The 17,151-nt window shown below is 67.4% G+C and carries 15 protein-coding genes; 6 read left to right on the top strand and 9 right to left on the bottom strand.

Annotated elements, in window-relative coordinates:
- The first annotated feature begins 81 nt into the window (after positions 1–81).
- Positions 82–2,490, top strand: coding sequence for a penicillin-binding protein 1A (locus AB6807_RS17480; RefSeq protein WP_371085537.1), 2,409 nt, complete (start codon positions 82–84; stop codon positions 2,488–2,490).
- Between the two features lie 18 nt (positions 2,491–2,508).
- On the opposite strand, the gene cyaY is transcribed toward AB6807_RS17480, so the two are convergent.
- Positions 2,509–2,841, bottom strand: coding sequence for an iron donor protein CyaY (gene cyaY / locus AB6807_RS17475; protein WP_116912214.1), 333 nt, complete (start codon positions 2,839–2,841; stop codon positions 2,509–2,511).
- Between the two features lie 36 nt (positions 2,842–2,877).
- Between cyaY and AB6807_RS17470 the strand changes: the two genes are divergently transcribed.
- Both AB6807_RS17470 and lysA read left to right on the top strand, forming a co-directional pair.
- On the top strand, positions 2,878–3,147 hold the full coding sequence (locus AB6807_RS17470) for a lipoprotein (protein WP_371085536.1): 270 nt from the start codon (positions 2,878–2,880) through the stop codon (positions 3,145–3,147).
- Positions 3,144–4,430 carry a diaminopimelate decarboxylase gene (gene lysA, locus AB6807_RS17465; RefSeq protein ID WP_371085535.1) on the top strand — a complete coding sequence of 429 codons (1,287 nt, stop codon included), beginning with the start codon at positions 3,144–3,146 and terminating at the stop codon, positions 4,428–4,430. Before AB6807_RS17470 ends, lysA begins: the two co-directional genes overlap by 4 nt.
- Before the next feature lie 27 nt (positions 4,431–4,457).
- On the opposite strand, the gene AB6807_RS17460 is transcribed toward lysA, so the two are convergent.
- The 5 genes from AB6807_RS17460 to AB6807_RS17440 form a co-directional block, all read right to left on the bottom strand.
- Positions 4,458–5,120: a sulfite oxidase heme-binding subunit YedZ gene (locus AB6807_RS17460; protein ID WP_286513332.1), complete on the bottom strand. Its 663-nt coding sequence runs from the start codon at positions 5,118–5,120 to the stop codon at positions 4,458–4,460.
- A gap of 28 nt (positions 5,121–5,148) precedes the next feature.
- On the bottom strand, positions 5,149–6,171 hold the full coding sequence (msrP, locus tag AB6807_RS17455) for a protein-methionine-sulfoxide reductase catalytic subunit MsrP (protein WP_116912218.1): 1,023 nt from the start codon (positions 6,169–6,171) through the stop codon (positions 5,149–5,151).
- A gap of 116 nt (positions 6,172–6,287) precedes the next feature.
- The gene (gene ccsB / locus AB6807_RS17450) at positions 6,288–7,604 is read right to left on the bottom strand and encodes a c-type cytochrome biogenesis protein CcsB (protein ID WP_116912219.1); all 1,317 of its coding nucleotides are present in this window, start codon (positions 7,602–7,604) and stop codon (positions 6,288–6,290) included.
- Complete coding sequence (locus tag AB6807_RS17445) at positions 7,601–9,775, bottom strand: cytochrome c biogenesis protein ResB (protein WP_371085534.1); 2,175 nt, start codon at positions 9,773–9,775, stop codon at positions 7,601–7,603. Before AB6807_RS17445 ends, ccsB begins: the two co-directional genes overlap by 4 nt.
- A 153-nt stretch (positions 9,776–9,928) precedes the next feature.
- Positions 9,929–10,606 (bottom strand): cytochrome c, encoded by a 678-nt coding sequence (locus tag AB6807_RS17440; protein WP_116912221.1) that lies wholly within the window; start codon positions 10,604–10,606, stop codon positions 9,929–9,931.
- Between the two features lie 79 nt (positions 10,607–10,685).
- Here AB6807_RS17440 and yihA point away from each other — a divergent pair, with 79 nt between their 5' ends.
- Positions 10,686–11,462: a ribosome biogenesis GTP-binding protein YihA/YsxC gene (gene yihA, locus AB6807_RS17435; protein WP_371085533.1), complete on the top strand. Its 777-nt coding sequence runs from the start codon at positions 10,686–10,688 to the stop codon at positions 11,460–11,462.
- Positions 11,463–11,546: 84 nt separating this feature from the next.
- Positions 11,547–12,461, top strand: a complete 915-nt coding sequence (locus AB6807_RS17430) for an alpha/beta fold hydrolase (protein WP_116912223.1) — start codon at positions 11,547–11,549, stop codon at positions 12,459–12,461.
- 45 nt (positions 12,462–12,506) lie between these two features.
- Here the strand turns inward: AB6807_RS17430 and AB6807_RS17425 are convergent, their stop codons facing one another.
- Entirely contained in the window at positions 12,507–13,391 is an 885-nt protein-coding gene (locus tag AB6807_RS17425) for a lipid A biosynthesis acyltransferase (protein ID WP_286513344.1), read from the bottom strand.
- Positions 13,388–14,278, bottom strand: a complete 891-nt coding sequence (locus AB6807_RS17420; protein WP_286513347.1) for a lysophospholipid acyltransferase family protein — start codon at positions 14,276–14,278, stop codon at positions 13,388–13,390. The genes AB6807_RS17425 and AB6807_RS17420 overlap by 4 nt, the downstream gene beginning before the upstream one ends.
- Before the next feature lie 217 nt (positions 14,279–14,495).
- Here AB6807_RS17420 and metK point away from each other — a divergent pair, with 217 nt between their 5' ends.
- A complete protein-coding gene (gene metK, locus AB6807_RS17415; protein WP_116912226.1) occupies positions 14,496–15,677 on the top strand; it encodes a methionine adenosyltransferase in 1,182 nt (393 codons plus the stop codon).
- A gap of 28 nt (positions 15,678–15,705) precedes the next feature.
- Here the strand turns inward: metK and AB6807_RS17410 are convergent, their stop codons facing one another.
- Entirely contained in the window at positions 15,706–17,151 is a 1,446-nt protein-coding gene (locus AB6807_RS17410) for a sensor histidine kinase (RefSeq protein WP_371085532.1), read from the bottom strand.

The following is a 17,151-nucleotide window of genomic DNA, read 5'->3' as shown; positions in this document are numbered from 1 at the left end:
TAGGGCAATGCAAGGGCAACAAAGATCGGATCGTGGGAAGGGAGCGGCTTTTTATAATGTCCGGTGACTCTCCGGCCCTCCATGCAAGAAACATCAAGCCCCAAAGGGCCAGCCAAGACCCCTCCCCCCCGACGCCCGACCTGGCTGAGATGGCTTTTGCGCCTTTTCTTCTGGGGCTTCGGCATTGCCGCTGCAGGCGTGCTGTCGGTGCTGTGCGTGGTGGCGGTGGCGCTGGCGGTCGCGTATCCGAACCTGCCCGACATCACCGAGCTCTCTGACTACCGGCCCAAGCTGCCGCTGCGGGTGTTCTCGGCCGAAGGCATCCTGATCGGCGAGTTCGGCGAGGAGCGTCGCAACCTCACGCCCATCTCCGCCATTCCGAAGGTGGTGAAAGACGCGGTGCTCGCCGCTGAAGACACCCGCTTCTACGATCATGGCGGCGTCGACTACAAGGGCATGGTCCGCGCGGGCCTGGCCAACATGAACCGCGTGAAGAGCCAAGGCGCGTCGACCATCACGATGCAGGTGGCGCGCAACGTCTACCTCAGCTCCGAGAAGACGCTGACGCGCAAGATCTACGAGGTGCTGCTGACCTTCAAGCTGGAGCACCTGCTCAGCAAGGACCAGATCTTCGAGATCTACCTGAACCAGATCTACCTGGGCAACCGTGCCTACGGCTTTGCCGCCGCCTCCGAGGCGTATTTCGGCAAGCCGCTGCAGGAGCTCACGATCGCGCAGGCGGCCATGCTCGCCGGCCTGCCCAAGGCCCCCGGCGCGAACAACCCGGTGAACAACCCGCAGCGCGCGCGCGGGCGCCAGTTCTACGTGATCGATCGCATGCAGGACGCCGGCTTCATCACCGCCGAGCAGGCGGCCGAGGCGAAGAAGGAAGAGCTGCACCTGCGCGATGCCGCCGACCCGACCCGGTTGCACGCCGAGTACGTCGCCGAAACCGTGCGCCAGCTCATGTACGCGCAGTACGGCGACAGCACCTACACGCGCGGCCTGAAGGTCTACACCTCGCTGGTGGCGGCCGACCAGGCGGCCGCGTACAAGTCGCTGCGCAAGGGCATCATGGACTACGAGCGCCGCCAGGTCTATCGCGGCCCCGAGAAGTTCGTCGACCTGCCGGCGGACGCCAAGGACGTCGACGAGGCCGTGGACGATGCGCTCAGCGACCACCCCGACAACGGCGACGTCATGGCCGCCGTGGTGCTCAAGGCCACGGCCAAGCAGATCGACGCCGTGCGCGCCAACGGCGATGCGGTGCAGATCACGGGCGACGGACTCAAGCCCGCGCAGTCGGGCCTCTCGGACAAGGCACCGCCCAACATCAAGATCCGCCGCGGCGCGGTGATCCGCGTGGTGAAGACGCCCAAGAACACCTGGGAAATCACGCAGCTGCCCGAGGTGGAAGGCGCCTTCGTCGCCATGGACCCGCGCGACGGTGCAATCAAGGCGCTGGTCGGCGGCTTCGACTTCGGCAAGAACAAGTTCAACCACGTCACGCAGGCCTGGCGCCAGCCGGGGTCCAGCTTCAAGCCCTTCATCTATTCGGCGGCGCTCGAGAAGGGCTTCACGCCCGCCACCGTCATCAACGACGGTCCGCTCTTCTTCGATGCCGGCACCACCGGCGGCCAGCCCTGGGAGCCGAAGAACTACGGCGGCGGCTACGACGGCCCGATGACGATGCGCACCGCGCTGATGAAGTCGAAGAACCTCGTGTCGATCCGCATCCTGCAGTCCATCGGCACGCGCTACGCGCAAGACTGGATCACCAACTTCGGCTTCGACAAGGACAAGCACCCGGCCTACCTGCCGATGGCGCTGGGCGCGGGCTCGGTCACGCCGATGCAGATGGCGGTGGGCTACTCGGTGTTCGCCAATGGCGGCTACCGCGTCAACCCGTACCTCGTGACCCGCATCACCGACCACAAGGACAAGGTGCTGGTCGACAAGCAGCCTTCGTTGCTCAACGAGGCCAACCGCGCCATTCCACAGCGCAACGCCTTCATCATGGACACGCTGCTGAACTCGGTGGCGCGCGCCGGCACCGCGGCCAAGGCCCAGGCCATGCTCAAGCGCCCCGACCTCTACGGCAAGACCGGCACCACCAACGACTCGCTCGACGCCTGGTTCGCCGGCTTCCAGCCGACGATGACGGCCATCTCGTGGATCGGCTACGACACGCCGCGCAACCTGGGCGACCGTGAAACGGGTGGCGGCCTGAGCCTGCCGATCTGGATCACCTTCATGGAAACCGCCATCAAGGGCGTGCCGGTGACCGAGCTGTCGGCCAACCCGCCGCCGGGCATCGTGAGCGTGGGGGGCGAGTGGTATTACGACGACTACGCACCGGGCCGCGGCGTGGCGAGCCTGGGCGTGGAGGCAGCGCCGGTGGCGCCTGCTGAGGCGCTCACCGGTGCGCCGGTGAGCCCGCCGGCACCGCCCGAAGAGCGCAACCGCATCCTCGACATGTTCAGGAACTGACGCGGGTGAGTCAGTGAATCAGGCGGCCGCGAACACCAGCGGCTGGCCTGCCTGCAGGGTCGCTTCGCGCGACAGGTTGCCGAAGAATTCCTCGCCGGTCTTGGTGTCCACCCAGGCCTTGCCGTCGTGGCGGTAGTGGTAGCCGCCGGAGCGCGCGGCAAGCCAGATTTCCTGCAGGGGCTTCTGCAGGTTCACGATCAACTGGCTGCCGTTCTGGAATGAAATCGTGATCATCCCGCCCACCCGCTGGTTGTCGAGGTCGGCGTCGCTCGCGTCGTTGATGCGGTCGCAACCCTGCTCGATGGCAGAGAGCGCTGCTTCGGCGCGGTCCATGTACTCAATGTCGGTCATTACAATTTCGCTATGTTGAATGTTCGCCAAATTCTAGTGAGCACCCGCCCCCGCGCTGCGCTCATGGTCTGCCTCGTCGCAGGCGCCGCCGGGCTGGTCGCCTGTGGACAGCGTGGTCCGCTGTACCTCCCGACCGACCCCGCCGCCGCCGGACGCGCCACCTTGCCGCAGCTGATCACCCCCGACAGCCTGAGACCCTCCCCCTCTTCGTCCAGCGACGCAGCCCCGGCACCCGCTGCCGCAGCCAGCGCACCGGCTTCAGCCGCCAGCGCCCCCGCCGGCACCACCACGGAACCGCGCAAGTGACAGCCGTTTCAGCTTCCTCCTCCCTCCCCGGCCAGCCGCATATCGCCCAACGCGACGGCGCCCTGCATGTCGAAGGCGTCGCGCTCGAGGCGCTGGCCCGCGAACACGGCACCCCCCTGTTCGTCTACTCGAAGCAATGGATGCTCGACGCCCTCGCCGCCTACCAGCGCGGCTTCGAAGGCCGCGACGCGCTCATCTGCTACGCGATGAAAGCCAATTCGTCCCTCGGCGTGCTGCGTGTGTTCGCGGAAGCCGGCTGCGGCTTCGACATCGTCTCGGGCGGTGAGCTGTCGCGCGTGCTGGCCGTGGGCGCCGACCCGAAGAAGATCATCTTCTCGGGCGTCGGCAAGACCCGCGCCGAAATGCGCCAGGCCCTCGCGGCCGGCATCGCCTGCTTCAACGTGGAAAGCGAAGCCGAGCTCGACGTGCTCAACGAAGTGGCGCTGGCCGAAAGCGGCCGTGCCCCGATCAGCATCCGCATCAATCCGAACGTCGACCCGAAGACGCACCCGTACATCTCCACGGGCCTGAAGGGCAACAAGTTTGGCATCGCGCACGACCGCGCGGTCGAGGCCTATCGCCACGCCGCGAAGTTGCCCGGGCTGGAAGTGGTGGGCATCGACTGCCACATCGGCTCGCAGATCACCGAAGCCTCGCCCTACCTCGACGCCTGCGACCGCGTGCTGGACCTGGTGGAGGCCATCGAGGCGGCCGGCGTGCCCATCCATCACCTGGACTTCGGCGGCGGCCTGGGCATCGACTACAACGGCGAAGTGCCGCCCAAGGCAGACGACCTCTGGCAGCAGCTGCTCGCCAAGCTCGACGCGCGCGGCTTCGGCCAGCGCAAGCTGGTGATCGAGCCTGGCCGCTCGCTGGTGGGCAATGCAGGCGTGTGCGTGACCGAGGTGCTGTACACCAAGCCCGGCGAAGACAAGAATTTCTGCATCGTCGACGCGGCCATGAACGACCTGCCGCGCCCGGCCATGTACCAGGCCTTCCAGCGCATAGTGCCGCTGCGCACGCGCGCCGGAGACGCACCGACCTACGACGTGGTGGGCCCGGTCTGCGAAAGCGGCGACTGGATCGGACGCGACCGCGCGCTCAATGTGGTGGCCGGCGACATGCTGGCCGTGCTGTCGGCCGGGGCGTACTGCATGAGCATGTCCAGCAACTACAACACGCGCGGACGTGCCGCCGAAGTGCTGGTGAGCGGTGCCACTGCCAAGCTGATCCGCCGTCGCGAGACGATGGAAGACCAGCTGCGCGCAGAGATCGACGGCTGAGCGCCGTCTCAGTCCACTAAAGCAAGGTCAGCGGGTGCGCAGCGGCTTCTCGCCGCCGCGTGTCACACCCGCTGCAGGCTGCCTGGCCTTGTTGCGCTTGCTCGCGAAGTTCCACACGCGCCACGCCAGCAGCACCCCGATGATCGCGACGTAGATGAACACCTCGGCGAAGTTGTTCTTGCCCGCGCGCATCCAGAAAAAGTGCAGCAGCCCGAGCCCCGCGATCACGTAGACGAGCTTGTGCAGCATCTGCCAGCGCCTAGCGCCCATCGCCTTGATCGCGCGGTTGAACGACGTGGCCGCCAGCGGCGTGAGCAGCACGAAGGCCGAGAACCCCACGAGGATGAACGGCCGCTTCGCGATGTCCTTCGCGATGTCGCCCCACTCGAAACCCATGTCGAACCAGCTGTAGCACAGCAGGTGCACCACCACGTAGAAGTACGCGAACAGGCCCAGCATGCGGCGGTAGCGCGCGAGCGCGTTCCACTTCGTCATGACCCGCAGCGGCGTCACTGCCAGCACGATGCAGATGAAGCGCAGCGTCCAGTCGCCCGTGGCGCGAATCAGGTACTCGGCCGGGTTGGCGCCGAGCCCGTCGGTGAACGCGCCGTAGGCGAGCCACGCGAACGGCAGCAGGCACAGCAGGAACACCACCGGCTTGCTGGCCGGGTGCATGAGCAGCTTGTTCATGGGAGCGGCGAGTGCGCGGCGCGCGTGCTCAGAAGTTCTTCTTCAGGTCCATGCCCGCATACAGCTGGCCGACCTGGGCTTCGTAGCCGTTGAACATCTCGGTCTTGCGCCGCTTGGCGAACAGTCCGCCGCCGTCGCCGATGCGCCGCTCGGTGGCCTGGCTCCAGCGCGGATGGTCGACGTTGGGGTTCACGTTCGAATAGAAGCCGTATTCATTGGCCGCCGCCTTGTTCCACGCGGTGCTCGGCTCCTTGTCGACGAAGCGGATCTTCACGATCGACTTGGCCGACTTGAAACCGTACTTCCATGGCACCACCAGGCGCACCGGCGCGCCATTCTGGTTGGGCAGCACCTCGCCGTACATGCCGAAGGCCAGCAGCGTGAGCGGGTGCATGGCCTCGTCCATGCGCAAGCCTTCGGTGTAGGGCCAGTCGAGCACGCGCGAGCCGACGAAGGGCATGGTCTTGGGGTCGGCCAGCGTCACGAACTCGACGAACTTGGCGCCGCTTTGCGGCTCGACCTTCTTGATCAGCTCCGCCAGCGAATAGCCGACCCATGGAATCACCATCGACCAGCCCTCGACGCAGCGCAGGCGGTAGATGCGCTCTTCCTGCGCGCTGAGCTTCAGCAGGTCTTCGATGCCGTACTTGCCCGGCTTCTTGACCAGCCCTTCGATCTCCACGGTCCAGGGCCGCGTCTTCAGCGTGCCGGCGTTCTTGGCCGGGTCTGCCTTGTCGGTGCCGAACTCGTAGTAGTTGTTGTAGGTGGACGCGTCCTTGTAGTCGGTGAGCTTGTCCATCGACATGGCGCCGGGCACCGCCGACTTAGCGCCCGCCAGTGCCTCGAGCTTGTTCGGGCGCACGGTCTGCGCCACCGCCTCGCGCGAGGCGAAGCCCGCCAGCGCGGCTCCGGCGGCGCCGCCGGCCATGAGCTTCAGCAGGTCGCGGCGGCCTTCGTAGTCGGCGCGCGGGGTGATCTCGCTCGACAGCGGATGGACGAAGCCGTTGTCGCTGCTGATGCTCTTGCGGACCGGGCGGGAATGGAACGACATGACAGGCCTTTCGCGTGAATCGTTGTACTCAGGGTAGTTCGTGACGTGCCCTGGTTTGGTTACGCGCCATCGCGGCGCGTGGTTTCAATTCTTCGCGAAAGCCCGCGAGCTTGTGGCTACAGCGTGCCGTAGCTGTGCAATCCACTCAGGAACATGTTCACGCCGAGAAAGGCGAAGGTCGTGACCGCCAGCCCGCCCAGCGCCCACCAGGCCGCCACGGTGCCGCGCAGGCCCTTCACGAGCCGCATGTGCAGCCAGGCCGCGTAGTTGAGCCAGACGATCAGCGCCCAGGTTTCCTTCGGGTCCCAGCTCCAGTAGCCGCCCCAGGCGTCGGCCGCCCACAGCGCGCCCAGCACGGTGGCGATGGTGAAGAAGGCGAAGCCGACGGTGATCGACTTGTACATCACGTCGTCCAGCACCTCGTTGGCCGGCAGCCGCGCCGCGATGCGCTTTCGCCCCAGCAAAATGCCGGCCGCGATCAGCGCCGAGATGCCCGCGTACACCACCCAGTAGCTGCCGCCGGCTTCCTGCACGCGCTGGCGGAAGGCCACCGGCACGAAGCACAGCGCCACGCCCAGCAGCCAGATCGGCGTGAGCTTGTACCAGCGCTTTTCCTCGGCCTGCTCCTTGATGAGGTAGGCGAAGGCCACCATGGCCGCGAGCGAGAAGGTGCCGTAGCCGATGAAGTTGGCGGGCACGTGCAGCTTCATCCACCAGCTCTGCAGCGCAGGCACCAGCGGCTGGATTTCATGCGCCTCGCGCACGATCGTGTACCAGAGCAGGAAGCCCACCGCCGCGCTCACCACCAGCATCACGAAGGCACCGAGCGCGCGCGTGTTGTAGCGCTCTTCGAAGTACAGGTAGAACGCGGCCGTGAGCCAGCAGAACAGCACGAACACCTCGTACAGGTTGCTCACCGGGATGTGGCCGATGTCCGGGCCGAGCTGGTGGCTTTCGTACCAGCGCACCATGGTGCCGATGAGTGCCATGGTCACCGCGGCCCAGGCCAGGCGCGAACCGATGGCGTCGAAAGTGTCGGCCTGCTTGCCGCCGAAGAAGCCGAGCCAGTAGAAGATCGTGCTCATGAAGAACAGCACGCTCATCCACAGGATGGCCGACTGGCTCGACAGGAAGTACTTCAGCCAGAACACCGTGTCGGCGCGCGCCAGGTCGCCCTGGTACGAGCTGATGGCCAGCAGCGAGGCCGCCGCCACCACCAGGGCCAGCACGCGCAACGGCCGCCAGAACCAGCCGATGGAGATCATGGCGATCACCGCGGCGGCGAGGATCGGCTTCTCGTAGTAGTCCATCGACCCCGCGTAGCGCGTGAACGCGAACAGGCCGCCGGCCAGCACCAGCGCCGCGAACACCCAGTCGAACAGGTTGCGGCGCGAGAGCCAGCTTTCATTGAGCGTGAGGGTCGTGGTGTTCATGGTGTCGCCGTTGGTTCTTTGTCCATTGCGAGCAGCTTGTGCTTGAGATGCTCGAATTCGCGGTCGCTGTCGATGGTCTTGCGGTTGACCGAAAAGGCCATCGTGGCGGCCGTGTGCGCGTCTGCGGGGCTCGTGCCGTCGGGCGTGAGCCACACCCACAGGCGGCGCTCGCGAACGTACAGCATGGCAAAAATACCGACGATCAGCAACAGGCAGCCCAGATACACCACGTTCTTGCCGGGCGCGCGCGCCACCTGGAACACGCTGGCCTGCACCTGGGTGAAGTCGGTCATCATCATCGCGACCGGGGCCGGATAGAAGTGCGCGTCGCTGATGGCGAGCACGGCCTGCGTCAGGTAGGCCTGCGACTTCTCGTCGTTGGGCAGCGCGGCCAGGCCGGCGCCTTCGCGGCTGAGGTTGAGCACCTCGAACAGCACGTCGTTCAATATGCGCACCAGCACGCCGCCAGCGCGCTCGCGCTCGGCCTCGGGCACGTTGACCTCCATGAACTCGGCAATCGCCTGCCAGCCGCCCACGGTGGTGGCGTCTGCCTTGGCACGCTCGCTGCCCGCGAACAGCGCCAGCGCGCGCGTGGCCGACACGCGCAGCTGCCCGGCCATCTCGGGGCGCTGCGGATCGCTCGCCTTGGCGATGTAGCGCTCGATGGCGCGCGCACGGGTGTCGGCGTCGCCCAGCGCGGTGCGCATGCGCACGAAGCCGTCCATGGAGCCCTGGTCGTCGGCCGGCACGCGCAGGTAGCGGAACGGGTCCTCGGGCTTCTCGCGCATGCCCAGCAGGAACACGGGCTGGCCATCGCCCGTGTCCACCGGCACCATGTAGTTTTGGTACTCGCGCGCCTGGCCGGAGGCGTCGCGCAGCTTGTAGCCGATGCTCGGGCCGATGTTGCGCAGCACCTTCGGCTTGTTGACCTTGTTGGCCGCGCCCAGGCGCGACTCGATGTCGTGGCGCAGGTCGACCTTGCGCACGTCGGCACCGCTCGTGAGGGCGCCGGCATCGGCGAAGTTCTCGACGTTGATCACCCGCAGCGCGGCGTACTCCAGCGTGAGCTTGTCCTTGCCGTTGGTGATCTCGGTGCTCGGGCCGCCGATGACGCCTTCCACCTCGAAGGGCTTGGCCGCGGCCGCCATCGGCACCGCCTTGAGCTTCACCTTGGAGCCGCCGTCGTCGAAGCTCGACTGGTAGATCTCCACGCCCTTGTAGCTCGCCGGATGGTTCACCTCGATGCGCGCGGGCACCGCCTCGCCGGTCTCGCGGTCGTGCAGCACCACCTCGCTGGCGAACAGCTTGGGCATGCCGGTGGAGTAGTAGTCGACGATGAACTTCTTCAGCTCGATGGAGAACGGCAGCTCCTGCAGCAGCACGCCGTCGGCCTGGTTCAGGATGGCCACGCTGCCCTGCCCGCCCTCGGGCACGAGGATGTTGCCGCGGAAGGTCGGGTTGCTGGCGGACAGCCGGTACTGCGGCGGCACGTCGGCGATCATGCCGCCGCCGGTGAACACGCTCTTGCCGTTGAACCAGGTCTGCGCGCGCACCATGAGGTCGCCGTCGAGCAGGCCGCCGATGCACACCAGCACGATGGCGCTGTGCGCCGCGATGTAGCCCAGCTTGTGCGCGCCGCCCGCGCGCGCCGCGACCATCCAGCCCGCGGCCGTCGAGCGGTTGCCGCCCGTGGCCTCGCGCTGCTGCAGCTTGACCTTCCAGCCGCCGCTCACCAGCAACTGGCCGATGCGGTTGGCCGCAGCCTCGGGCGTTTCGCCCAGGCGGTTTTCAGCGCGCTGGCCGAAGGCCTTCAGGCTCTGCGCGCGAATGTCTTCCTTGAAGGTCTTCAGGTCGACGAGGATGCGCGGCGTGTTGCGCGCGATGCACAGCGAGGTGCTGATCACCAGGAACAGCAGGATCAGCAGGAACCACCAGGCGCTGTAGACCGCGTCGAGCCTGGCCGCGCGAAACAGCTCGGCCCAGAACGGCCCGAACTGGTTGATGTAGTTGTTGATGGGCTCGTGCTGCTTGAGCACGGTGCCGATGATCGACGCGATGCAGATGACGGTGAGCAGCGCGATCGCGAAGCGCATCGACGAAAACAGCTCCACCGCCGCGCGAAGCACCTGCGGGCCGCGATGAACGCGAAGGCCATGTGTGGAGACGGACATCGGGCGAGAGGAATGAGGAAAGAAAGAGAAAGAAAAACAAAAGGGCGGGCCATCCTGCTGGATCGGCCCGCCCTTTGTTGGGGTGTTGTTATCGGCGGTTAGTTCAAGCGCTTCACGCGCATCAGACCTGACGGACCCGACAACGCGTGTTCATCAGCGCAGGCCGGCAATGTAGTCGGCCACGGCCCTGATCTCGCGGTCGTTGAGCTTGGCGGCCACGCCGGTCATGGGGGCGCTGTTCAGGCGCACGTTGTCGCGGAAGGCGGTGAGCTGGGCCACGGTGTACTCGGCGTTCTGGCCACCCAGGCGCGGGTACTGGGCGGGAATGCCGGCGCCGTTGGGGCTGTGGCAGCCGGCGCAGGCCGGGATCTGCCGGTCGCCGATGCCGCCGCGGTAGATCTTCTCGCCCATGGCGATGGTGTCCTTGTCCTTCGAGAAGCCCGGCTTGACCTTCTTGGAGCCCACGAACCAGGCGATGTTGCGCATGTCTTCTTCAGACAGCGCGGAAGCCAGCGGCTTCATGATCGCGCTCTTGCGCTTGCCGGACTTGAAGTCTTCCAGCTGCTTGAGGATGTACTCGGGGTGCTGTTGCGCCAGCTTGGGGTTGGCCGCAATGGCGGAGTTGCCGTCGGCGTTGTGGCACGAAGCGCAGCTCTGGCTGTTGGCCGGCGTTGCGTTGAACACCGTGTCGCCCTTGGCCGGGTCCGGCTTGGGGGGCTTCGCGGGCGCCGCTGCCGCACTGGGCGCTGCCGCATGTTCATCGGCTGCAAGACTCGCGCTGGCTGCAAGACCCACGAGGGCTGCAAGCAGAATATTGGCAAACAACTTCATATCGGGGGGCTTCGCTTCGAATTTATTGGCGCAAAACCTCACGATTCTACAATGTGGGTCTAGTTTCGAAAGTCCGTAGATGCCCTCCCCGCGCGCCAAGCCCGCTGCCTATCCTCCCCGCGCGGCGCCCGCCGCGGACCCCCAGGTCGCCGAACGCGAACGCGTGGCCCTGGGCTGGTTGCACACCGCCCACTTCCTCACCAGCGCTCCACAGCTCGAGCATCTGCCCCCTGTCGACCTGCCGGAGATCGCCTTCGTCGGCCGCTCCAACGCGGGCAAGTCGACCGCCATCAACACGCTGACGCAGCAGACGCGCCTGGCTTTCGCCTCGAAGACGCCGGGCCGCACGCAGCACATCAACCTGTTCGGCATCGGCAAGCAGAAGGTCGACGACGCCGTGCTGGCCGACCTGCCCGGCTACGGCTACGCGGCCGTGCCCAGGGAAGCCAAGCTGCGCTGGCAGCGCGTGATGGGCAACTACCTGATGACGCGCGAAAGCCTGCGCGGCGTGGTGCTCATGTGCGACCCGCGCCACGGCCTCACCGAGCTCGACGAGATCCTGCTCGACGTGATCCGTCCGCGCGTGGAACAAGGCCTGAAATTCCTCGTGCTGCTGACCAAGTCCGACAAGCTCACGCGCACCGAAGCCGCCAAGGTGCTGTCGATTACGCGACTGAACGCCGGCGGCGGCGAGGTGAAACTGTTCTCCGCCCTGAAGAAGCAGGGCGTGGGCGAGGCCGCTGAACTGTTGTGGCGCTGGGTGCATCCGGAAGGGGCTGCGGCACCCGCACCATCCGGGGCTTCAGCCGAAGCATCAGACACGCCGGACACGCCGGAGCCGTCCGAAGAAACCTGACCCCGGCCAGGCTGCAGCGGCCGTCCAGCGTGCGAAGTTCACTATCAAAAGAATAGCGACAGTCAACCCAAGGAGACAAGAAGCATGACCGAGACCTTCCAACGCAGCCTGCCCAACGGCACCACCCTGAGCTGCCGCGCCGCCGGCAAGCCGGGGCAGCCGCTGATGGTGTTCCTCCACGGCTTCCCCGAAGCCGCGTTCATCTGGGACGAGCTGCTCGACTACTTCTCGGACCCGGCCCATGGCGGCTACCGCTGCGTGGCGCCCAACCTGCGCGGCTTCGAGCAATCGAGCGCGCCCACCGATGTGGCTGCGTACAAGCCGCACCTGCTGATCCAGGACATCCAGCAGCTCGTCGCCACCGAAAGCGCCGACGGCACCATGGCCGCGCTGGTGGCGCACGACTGGGGCGGCGCCTTCGGCTGGGGCTACGCCAATGCGTTCCCGGCGCAAGTTGGCAAGCTGGTCATCATCAATTCGCCGCACCCGGGCACCTTCACCCGCGAGCTGCGCAACAACCCGGCGCAGCAGCAGGCCAGCGCGTACATGAACTTTCTCGCGCGCCCCGACGCCGAGGCCTTGCTCGCAGCCGACGACTTCAAGCGCATGTGGCCCTTCTTCACGCTGATGAAGGCCGGCCCCGACGGTTTCGGCTGGCTCACGGAAGAAGTGAAGCAGAAGTACCGCGAGGTGTGGGGCGCGGGCCTCACGGGCGCGTGCAACCTCTATCGCGTGACGCCGATGAAGCCGCCGCTGCCCGGCCAGACCATCGACGGCATTCCCGTGCTGCCGCGCGAGCGGCTCACGGTGAACGTGCCGACCTTCGTGTTCTGGGCGCTCGACGACGCGGCGCTGCTGCCCGGCCTGCTCGAAGGGTTGGACGACTACGTGCCCAGCCTCGAGATCAAGAAGGTGCCGAACGCGACCCACTGGATCGTGCACGAGCAGCCGCAGCTGGTGGCGCGCGAGATCGAGGCGTTTCTTCAGCGCGCGCCGTAAAGCACCAAGACACCAAAGCACCGAAGCACCGGGAGTGCCCGGTGCTCAGTAGATGGGCGGGTCGCCTTCAGGCCGCGTCTTGAAGCGGCGGTGCACCCAGTAGTACTGGGCCGGCATCGTGTCGATGTAGCCCTGCAGGCGCTCGTTCATGAGCGCCGTGTCGGCCTCGACGTCGTCGGTCGGAAAGTTCTGCCACGTCGGCAGCACCTGGATCTCGTAGCCGCCCGGCGTGAGCCTGGACACCACCGGCACCACCTTCGCCTTGCCCAGCCGCGCGAAGCGCGAGAGCGAGGGCACGGTGGCCGCCTGCACGCCGTAGAACGGCACGAAGATGGTCTGGTCGCGCCCGAAGTCCATGTCGGGCAGCAGGTACAGCAGGCCGCCCTTGCGCAGGCCCTGCAGCACCGGCTTGATGCCGTCGACCCGGTTCAACGCGGCCACGTCGCCGAAGCGCGTGCGGCCTTCGCGGATCCAGGCGTCGACCATCGGGTCGCGCTGGGTCGTGTAGATGGTGGCCGAGGGGCGCGCCGTGTGCATGGTGAGCGCGGTGGCCGCGGCATCGAGCCCGTAGAAGTGCGGCGCGAACAGGATCATGGGCGCGTGGCCGTCGGCGATCTCGCGAATTTCCGAGGCCGCGCCCACCACCTTCAGACGGCTCGCGACCACCTTCTCCGGCGCATGCCAGAGCCAGCCGCGGTCCAGCCACGACTGCGCCACGTACACGAAAGTTTCGCGCGCCATGGCGCGGCGCTCGGCTTCGGACTTCTGCGGAAAGCACACCGCGAGGTTGGTGTCGACCACGCGCCGCCGCGGCACGGCCACGGTGTGCAGGATGCGGCCCAGGACGCGGCCGAAGCCACGCACGAGCGGCAAGGGCAGCGGCGCAATCGCCCGCATGAAGCCGATGCCGAGCCGGGAACCGAAGCTCATGCCGCCTCCCCGGTGGCCGCGGTGACGCGCTCGGCGCGCGGCTCCTTGTAGCGGGCGTAGTCCCACACGTACTGGCCCGGCAGGCTGTGGATCAGCCGGCCGATGCCGTCGTTCATGGCGGCCGCCGCATCCTCGATGGACGCCGAAGGGTCGGTCAGCGCGGTGCCCACGATGGGCTCGAAGCGAATCACGTAGCCCGCGCCGCGCGGCAGGCGCTCGCACACGCTCAGGAAGCAGGCCGCGCCGGTTTGTTGCGCGAGACGGGGAAGCAAGGTCATGGTGTACGCGGGCCGGCCGAGAAACGGGGCCCACACGCCCTGCCCCAGCGGCGGCACCTGGTCGGGCAGGATGCCGGTGTAGCCGCCGCCGCGCAGCGTGCGGATCAGGCCGCGCACGCCGCTGTTGTTGGTGGGCAGGGTCTGCAGGCCGGGGCGGTCGCGCGAGCCGGCGGCAATCAGGTCGGCCATCCACTTCTTGCGCGCCGGGCGAAACAGCGCGGTGATGGGCCCGTAGGCCGCCAGGAAGCGCTCGCCGATGGCCTGGCCGCACATTTCCCAGCTGCCCAGGTGCGGCGCCACAAGAATCACGCCCTTCTTCGCCTGCATGGCGGCCTCGAAGGCCTCGACGCCCTCCCAGCGCACCACGCGGTCCAGCACGGTCTGCCCGTGCGGGCGCAGCCACAGCCACGGCAGCTCGGAGGCCATCTTGCCGGCGGCGGCGATGGCGGGACGGTATTGGTCGGGCGCGAAGCCCGCGCTTTCGGCATTGGCCCTGAAGCGGCGGCGATAGCCCGGCGCGCTCCACCAGACCAGCCAGCCCAGCAACGCGCCGAGCCGATGCATCAACGGCATCGGCACGCGGGCAAGCAGGCGGAACAGGGTGATCATTGAAAACGGGTGGGGGGTCAAAAAACGGACGCGCGCGCATGGTATGCGCGGCTCGAATAGAATCCAAATTGTCGCCGAGTTACGGAACAACTTGCAGGGCGACACACACAAGCGCAAAGGCGATTGTGCCCCGTCGATTCGTCGACATCTGCTAAAGCGTTCGCCAGGGCTCCGCAGAGTTGGCAACGCGCCAAATCACTTCAAGGAGCTTTGAAAAATGGCGAACGATTTCCTCTTCACTTCCGAATCCGTCTCCGAAGGCCACCCCGACAAGGTCGCCGACCAGATCTCGGATGCCATCCTGGACGCGATCTTCGAGCAGGACCCCCGCAGCCGCGTGGCCGCCGAAACGCTGACCAACACCGGGCTCGTGGTGCTGGCGGGTGAAATCACCACCAACGCGCACGTCGACTACATCCAGGTGGCGCGCGACACCATCAAGCGCATCGGCTACGACAACACCGACTACGGCATCGACTACAAGGGCTGCGCGGTGATGGTCTGCTACGACAAGCAGTCCAACGACATCGCCCAAGGCGTCGACCACGCCTCCGACGACCACCTGAACACCGGCGCCGGCGACCAGGGCCTGATGTTCGGCTACGCCTGCGACGAAACGCCCGAGCTGATGCCCGCGCCCATTTACTACGCGCACCGCCTCGTGGAGCGCCAGGCCCAGCTGCGCAAGGACGGCCGCCTGCCCTTCCTGCGCCCCGACGCGAAGAGCCAGGTCACGATGCGCTACGTGGACGGCAAGCCCCACAGCATCGACACCGTGGTGCTCTCCACGCAGCACCACCCCGACCAGAGCGAAACGCCGACCAAGATGAAGGCCTCGTTCAACGAAGCCATCATCGAGGAAATCATCAAACCCGTGCTGCCCAAGGAATGGCTGCAGAACACGCGCTACCTGATCAACCCGACCGGGCGCTTCGTCATTGGCGGCCCGCAGGGCGACTGCGGCCTCACCGGCCGCAAGATCATCGTGGACACCTACGGCGGCGCCTGCCCGCACGGCGGCGGCGCGTTCTCGGGCAAGGACCCGTCGAAGGTCGACCGCTCGGCCGCCTACGCCGCGCGCTACGTGGCCAAGAACATCGTGGCCGCCGGCCTGGCGCGCCAGTGCCAGATCCAGGTGGCGTACGCCATCGGCGTGGCACAGCCGATGAACATCACGGTCTACACCGAAGGCACCGGCGTGATCTCGGACGAGAAGATTGCCGAGCTGGTGCGCGAGCACTTCGACCTGCGCCCGAAGGGCATCATCCAGATGCTCGACCTGCTGCGCCCGATCTACCAGAAGACCGCCGCCTACGGCCACTTCGGCCGCGAAGAGCCCGAGTTCACCTGGGAGGCCACCAACCAGGCCGCCGCGCTGCGCGCAGCCGCCGGCCTGTAAGCCCAATGAGCCTGTAAAGCCGTAAGGCTCAGCCAGGTTCTTGCGCTTCGTTCGCCGGCCCCGCCGGCGGAAAGCGCACCGTGACCAGCAGCCCGCTCGCCTCGCGCGGGTTGGCTGCCAGGTCCACATTCGCATCGAAGGCCCGCGCAATCTCGCGCACGATGGCCAGCCCCAGCCCCGTTCCCTCGGTGTCCTGGGCCACGCGGTAGAAGCGCTCGAACACCCGTTCGCGCACCTCGGGCGCAATGCCCGGGCCGTTGTCTTCCACGGTCAGCTCGACCGCGCCTTCCGCCCCCACGCGCCTCACGCCCACGGTCACGCGGCCGCCTTCCTGCGTGTAGCGCAGCGCGTTGTCCAGCAGGTTGCCCGCCAGTGCATCGAGCAGCGCGGGCTGCGCGAGCACGACGGCCTCCTGCGCGGCTTCCAGCCCCAGGTCGATGCGCCGCCGGTCGGCCAGCGCGGCCAGTTGCTCGACGCAGCGCAGCGCCACCGCCGCCAGGTCGACCCGCTCCAGCCGCGTGTGCGCGTCGCCGTGCTCGGCCTGCGCGAGCAGCAGCAGCTTGTTGGTCACATCGACCAGCCGGCGGTTGCTGGTCTGCATGGCGACCCACATCGCGTCCATGTCGGCGCGGCGCGTGTCCCATTCGCCGCGGTGCTGGCGCGTGTAGCGCGCGAACTCGATCTGCGAGGCCTGCATGGCCAGCGGCGTGCGCAGCTGGTGCGCCGCGTCGGCGATGAAGCGGCGCTGCGCCTCCGAATGCGCCTTCAGCTGGCCGACGAAGCGGTTGATGGTGTCGGCCACCGGGCGCAGCTCGCTGTGCAGCGCGGCCGGGTCCACCACCAGGTCGAGGTGCAGCGGATCGCGCTGCGCGAGCTGCTGGCGCAGCCGCACGATGGGACGCAGCTCCAGCGTCAGCGCCGCCACGGCCAGCACGATGGCCAGCACCAGCGCGATCAGCAGGTACTCCATCGAGGGCCACCACAGCGTGCGCAGCATGTGGTCGCGGCTGCCCTCGGTCTTGCCGACGGCGATGGTGATGTCGCGCGACCCCGCGGACTCGTACATGGCGCGCGTGGTGACCACCGCGCGCAGCGGCTGGCCGGCAAAGTGCGTGTCGTACCACTGCGCGCGGTCCACGCCTTCGGGCTTGCGCACGGCGGGCAGCGGAAAGTCGGGCGAGCCGGCCAGCAACTCGCCGTTGGCGCCCGTCACGCTGAGGAACACGCGGTCGCGCTCGGGCGACACGAACAGGCTCAGCGCCGAAGGCGGCACGCTGGCCTGCACGTCGTCGCCCTCCCAGATCAGCCGGTCCGACAGCACCTTGGCCGACGACAGCAGGTCGTGGTCCTGCACGTAGTCGGCCACCTCCGCGGCGTTGCGCCAGTTGAGGTAGCCGCACAGCGCCACGAACACCGACAGCGGCAGCAGCAGCCACAGCGCGAGCCGCAGGCGAAGGCTGGCGCGCCCGGGCAC

This window comes from Variovorax sp. RCC_210 (genome assembly GCF_041355175.1).
Classification (GTDB): Bacteria; Pseudomonadota; Gammaproteobacteria; order Burkholderiales; family Burkholderiaceae_C; genus Variovorax.
The sequence above is the reverse complement of the archived record's forward strand: the minus strand, read 5'-3'. Positions and strand labels throughout refer to the sequence as shown.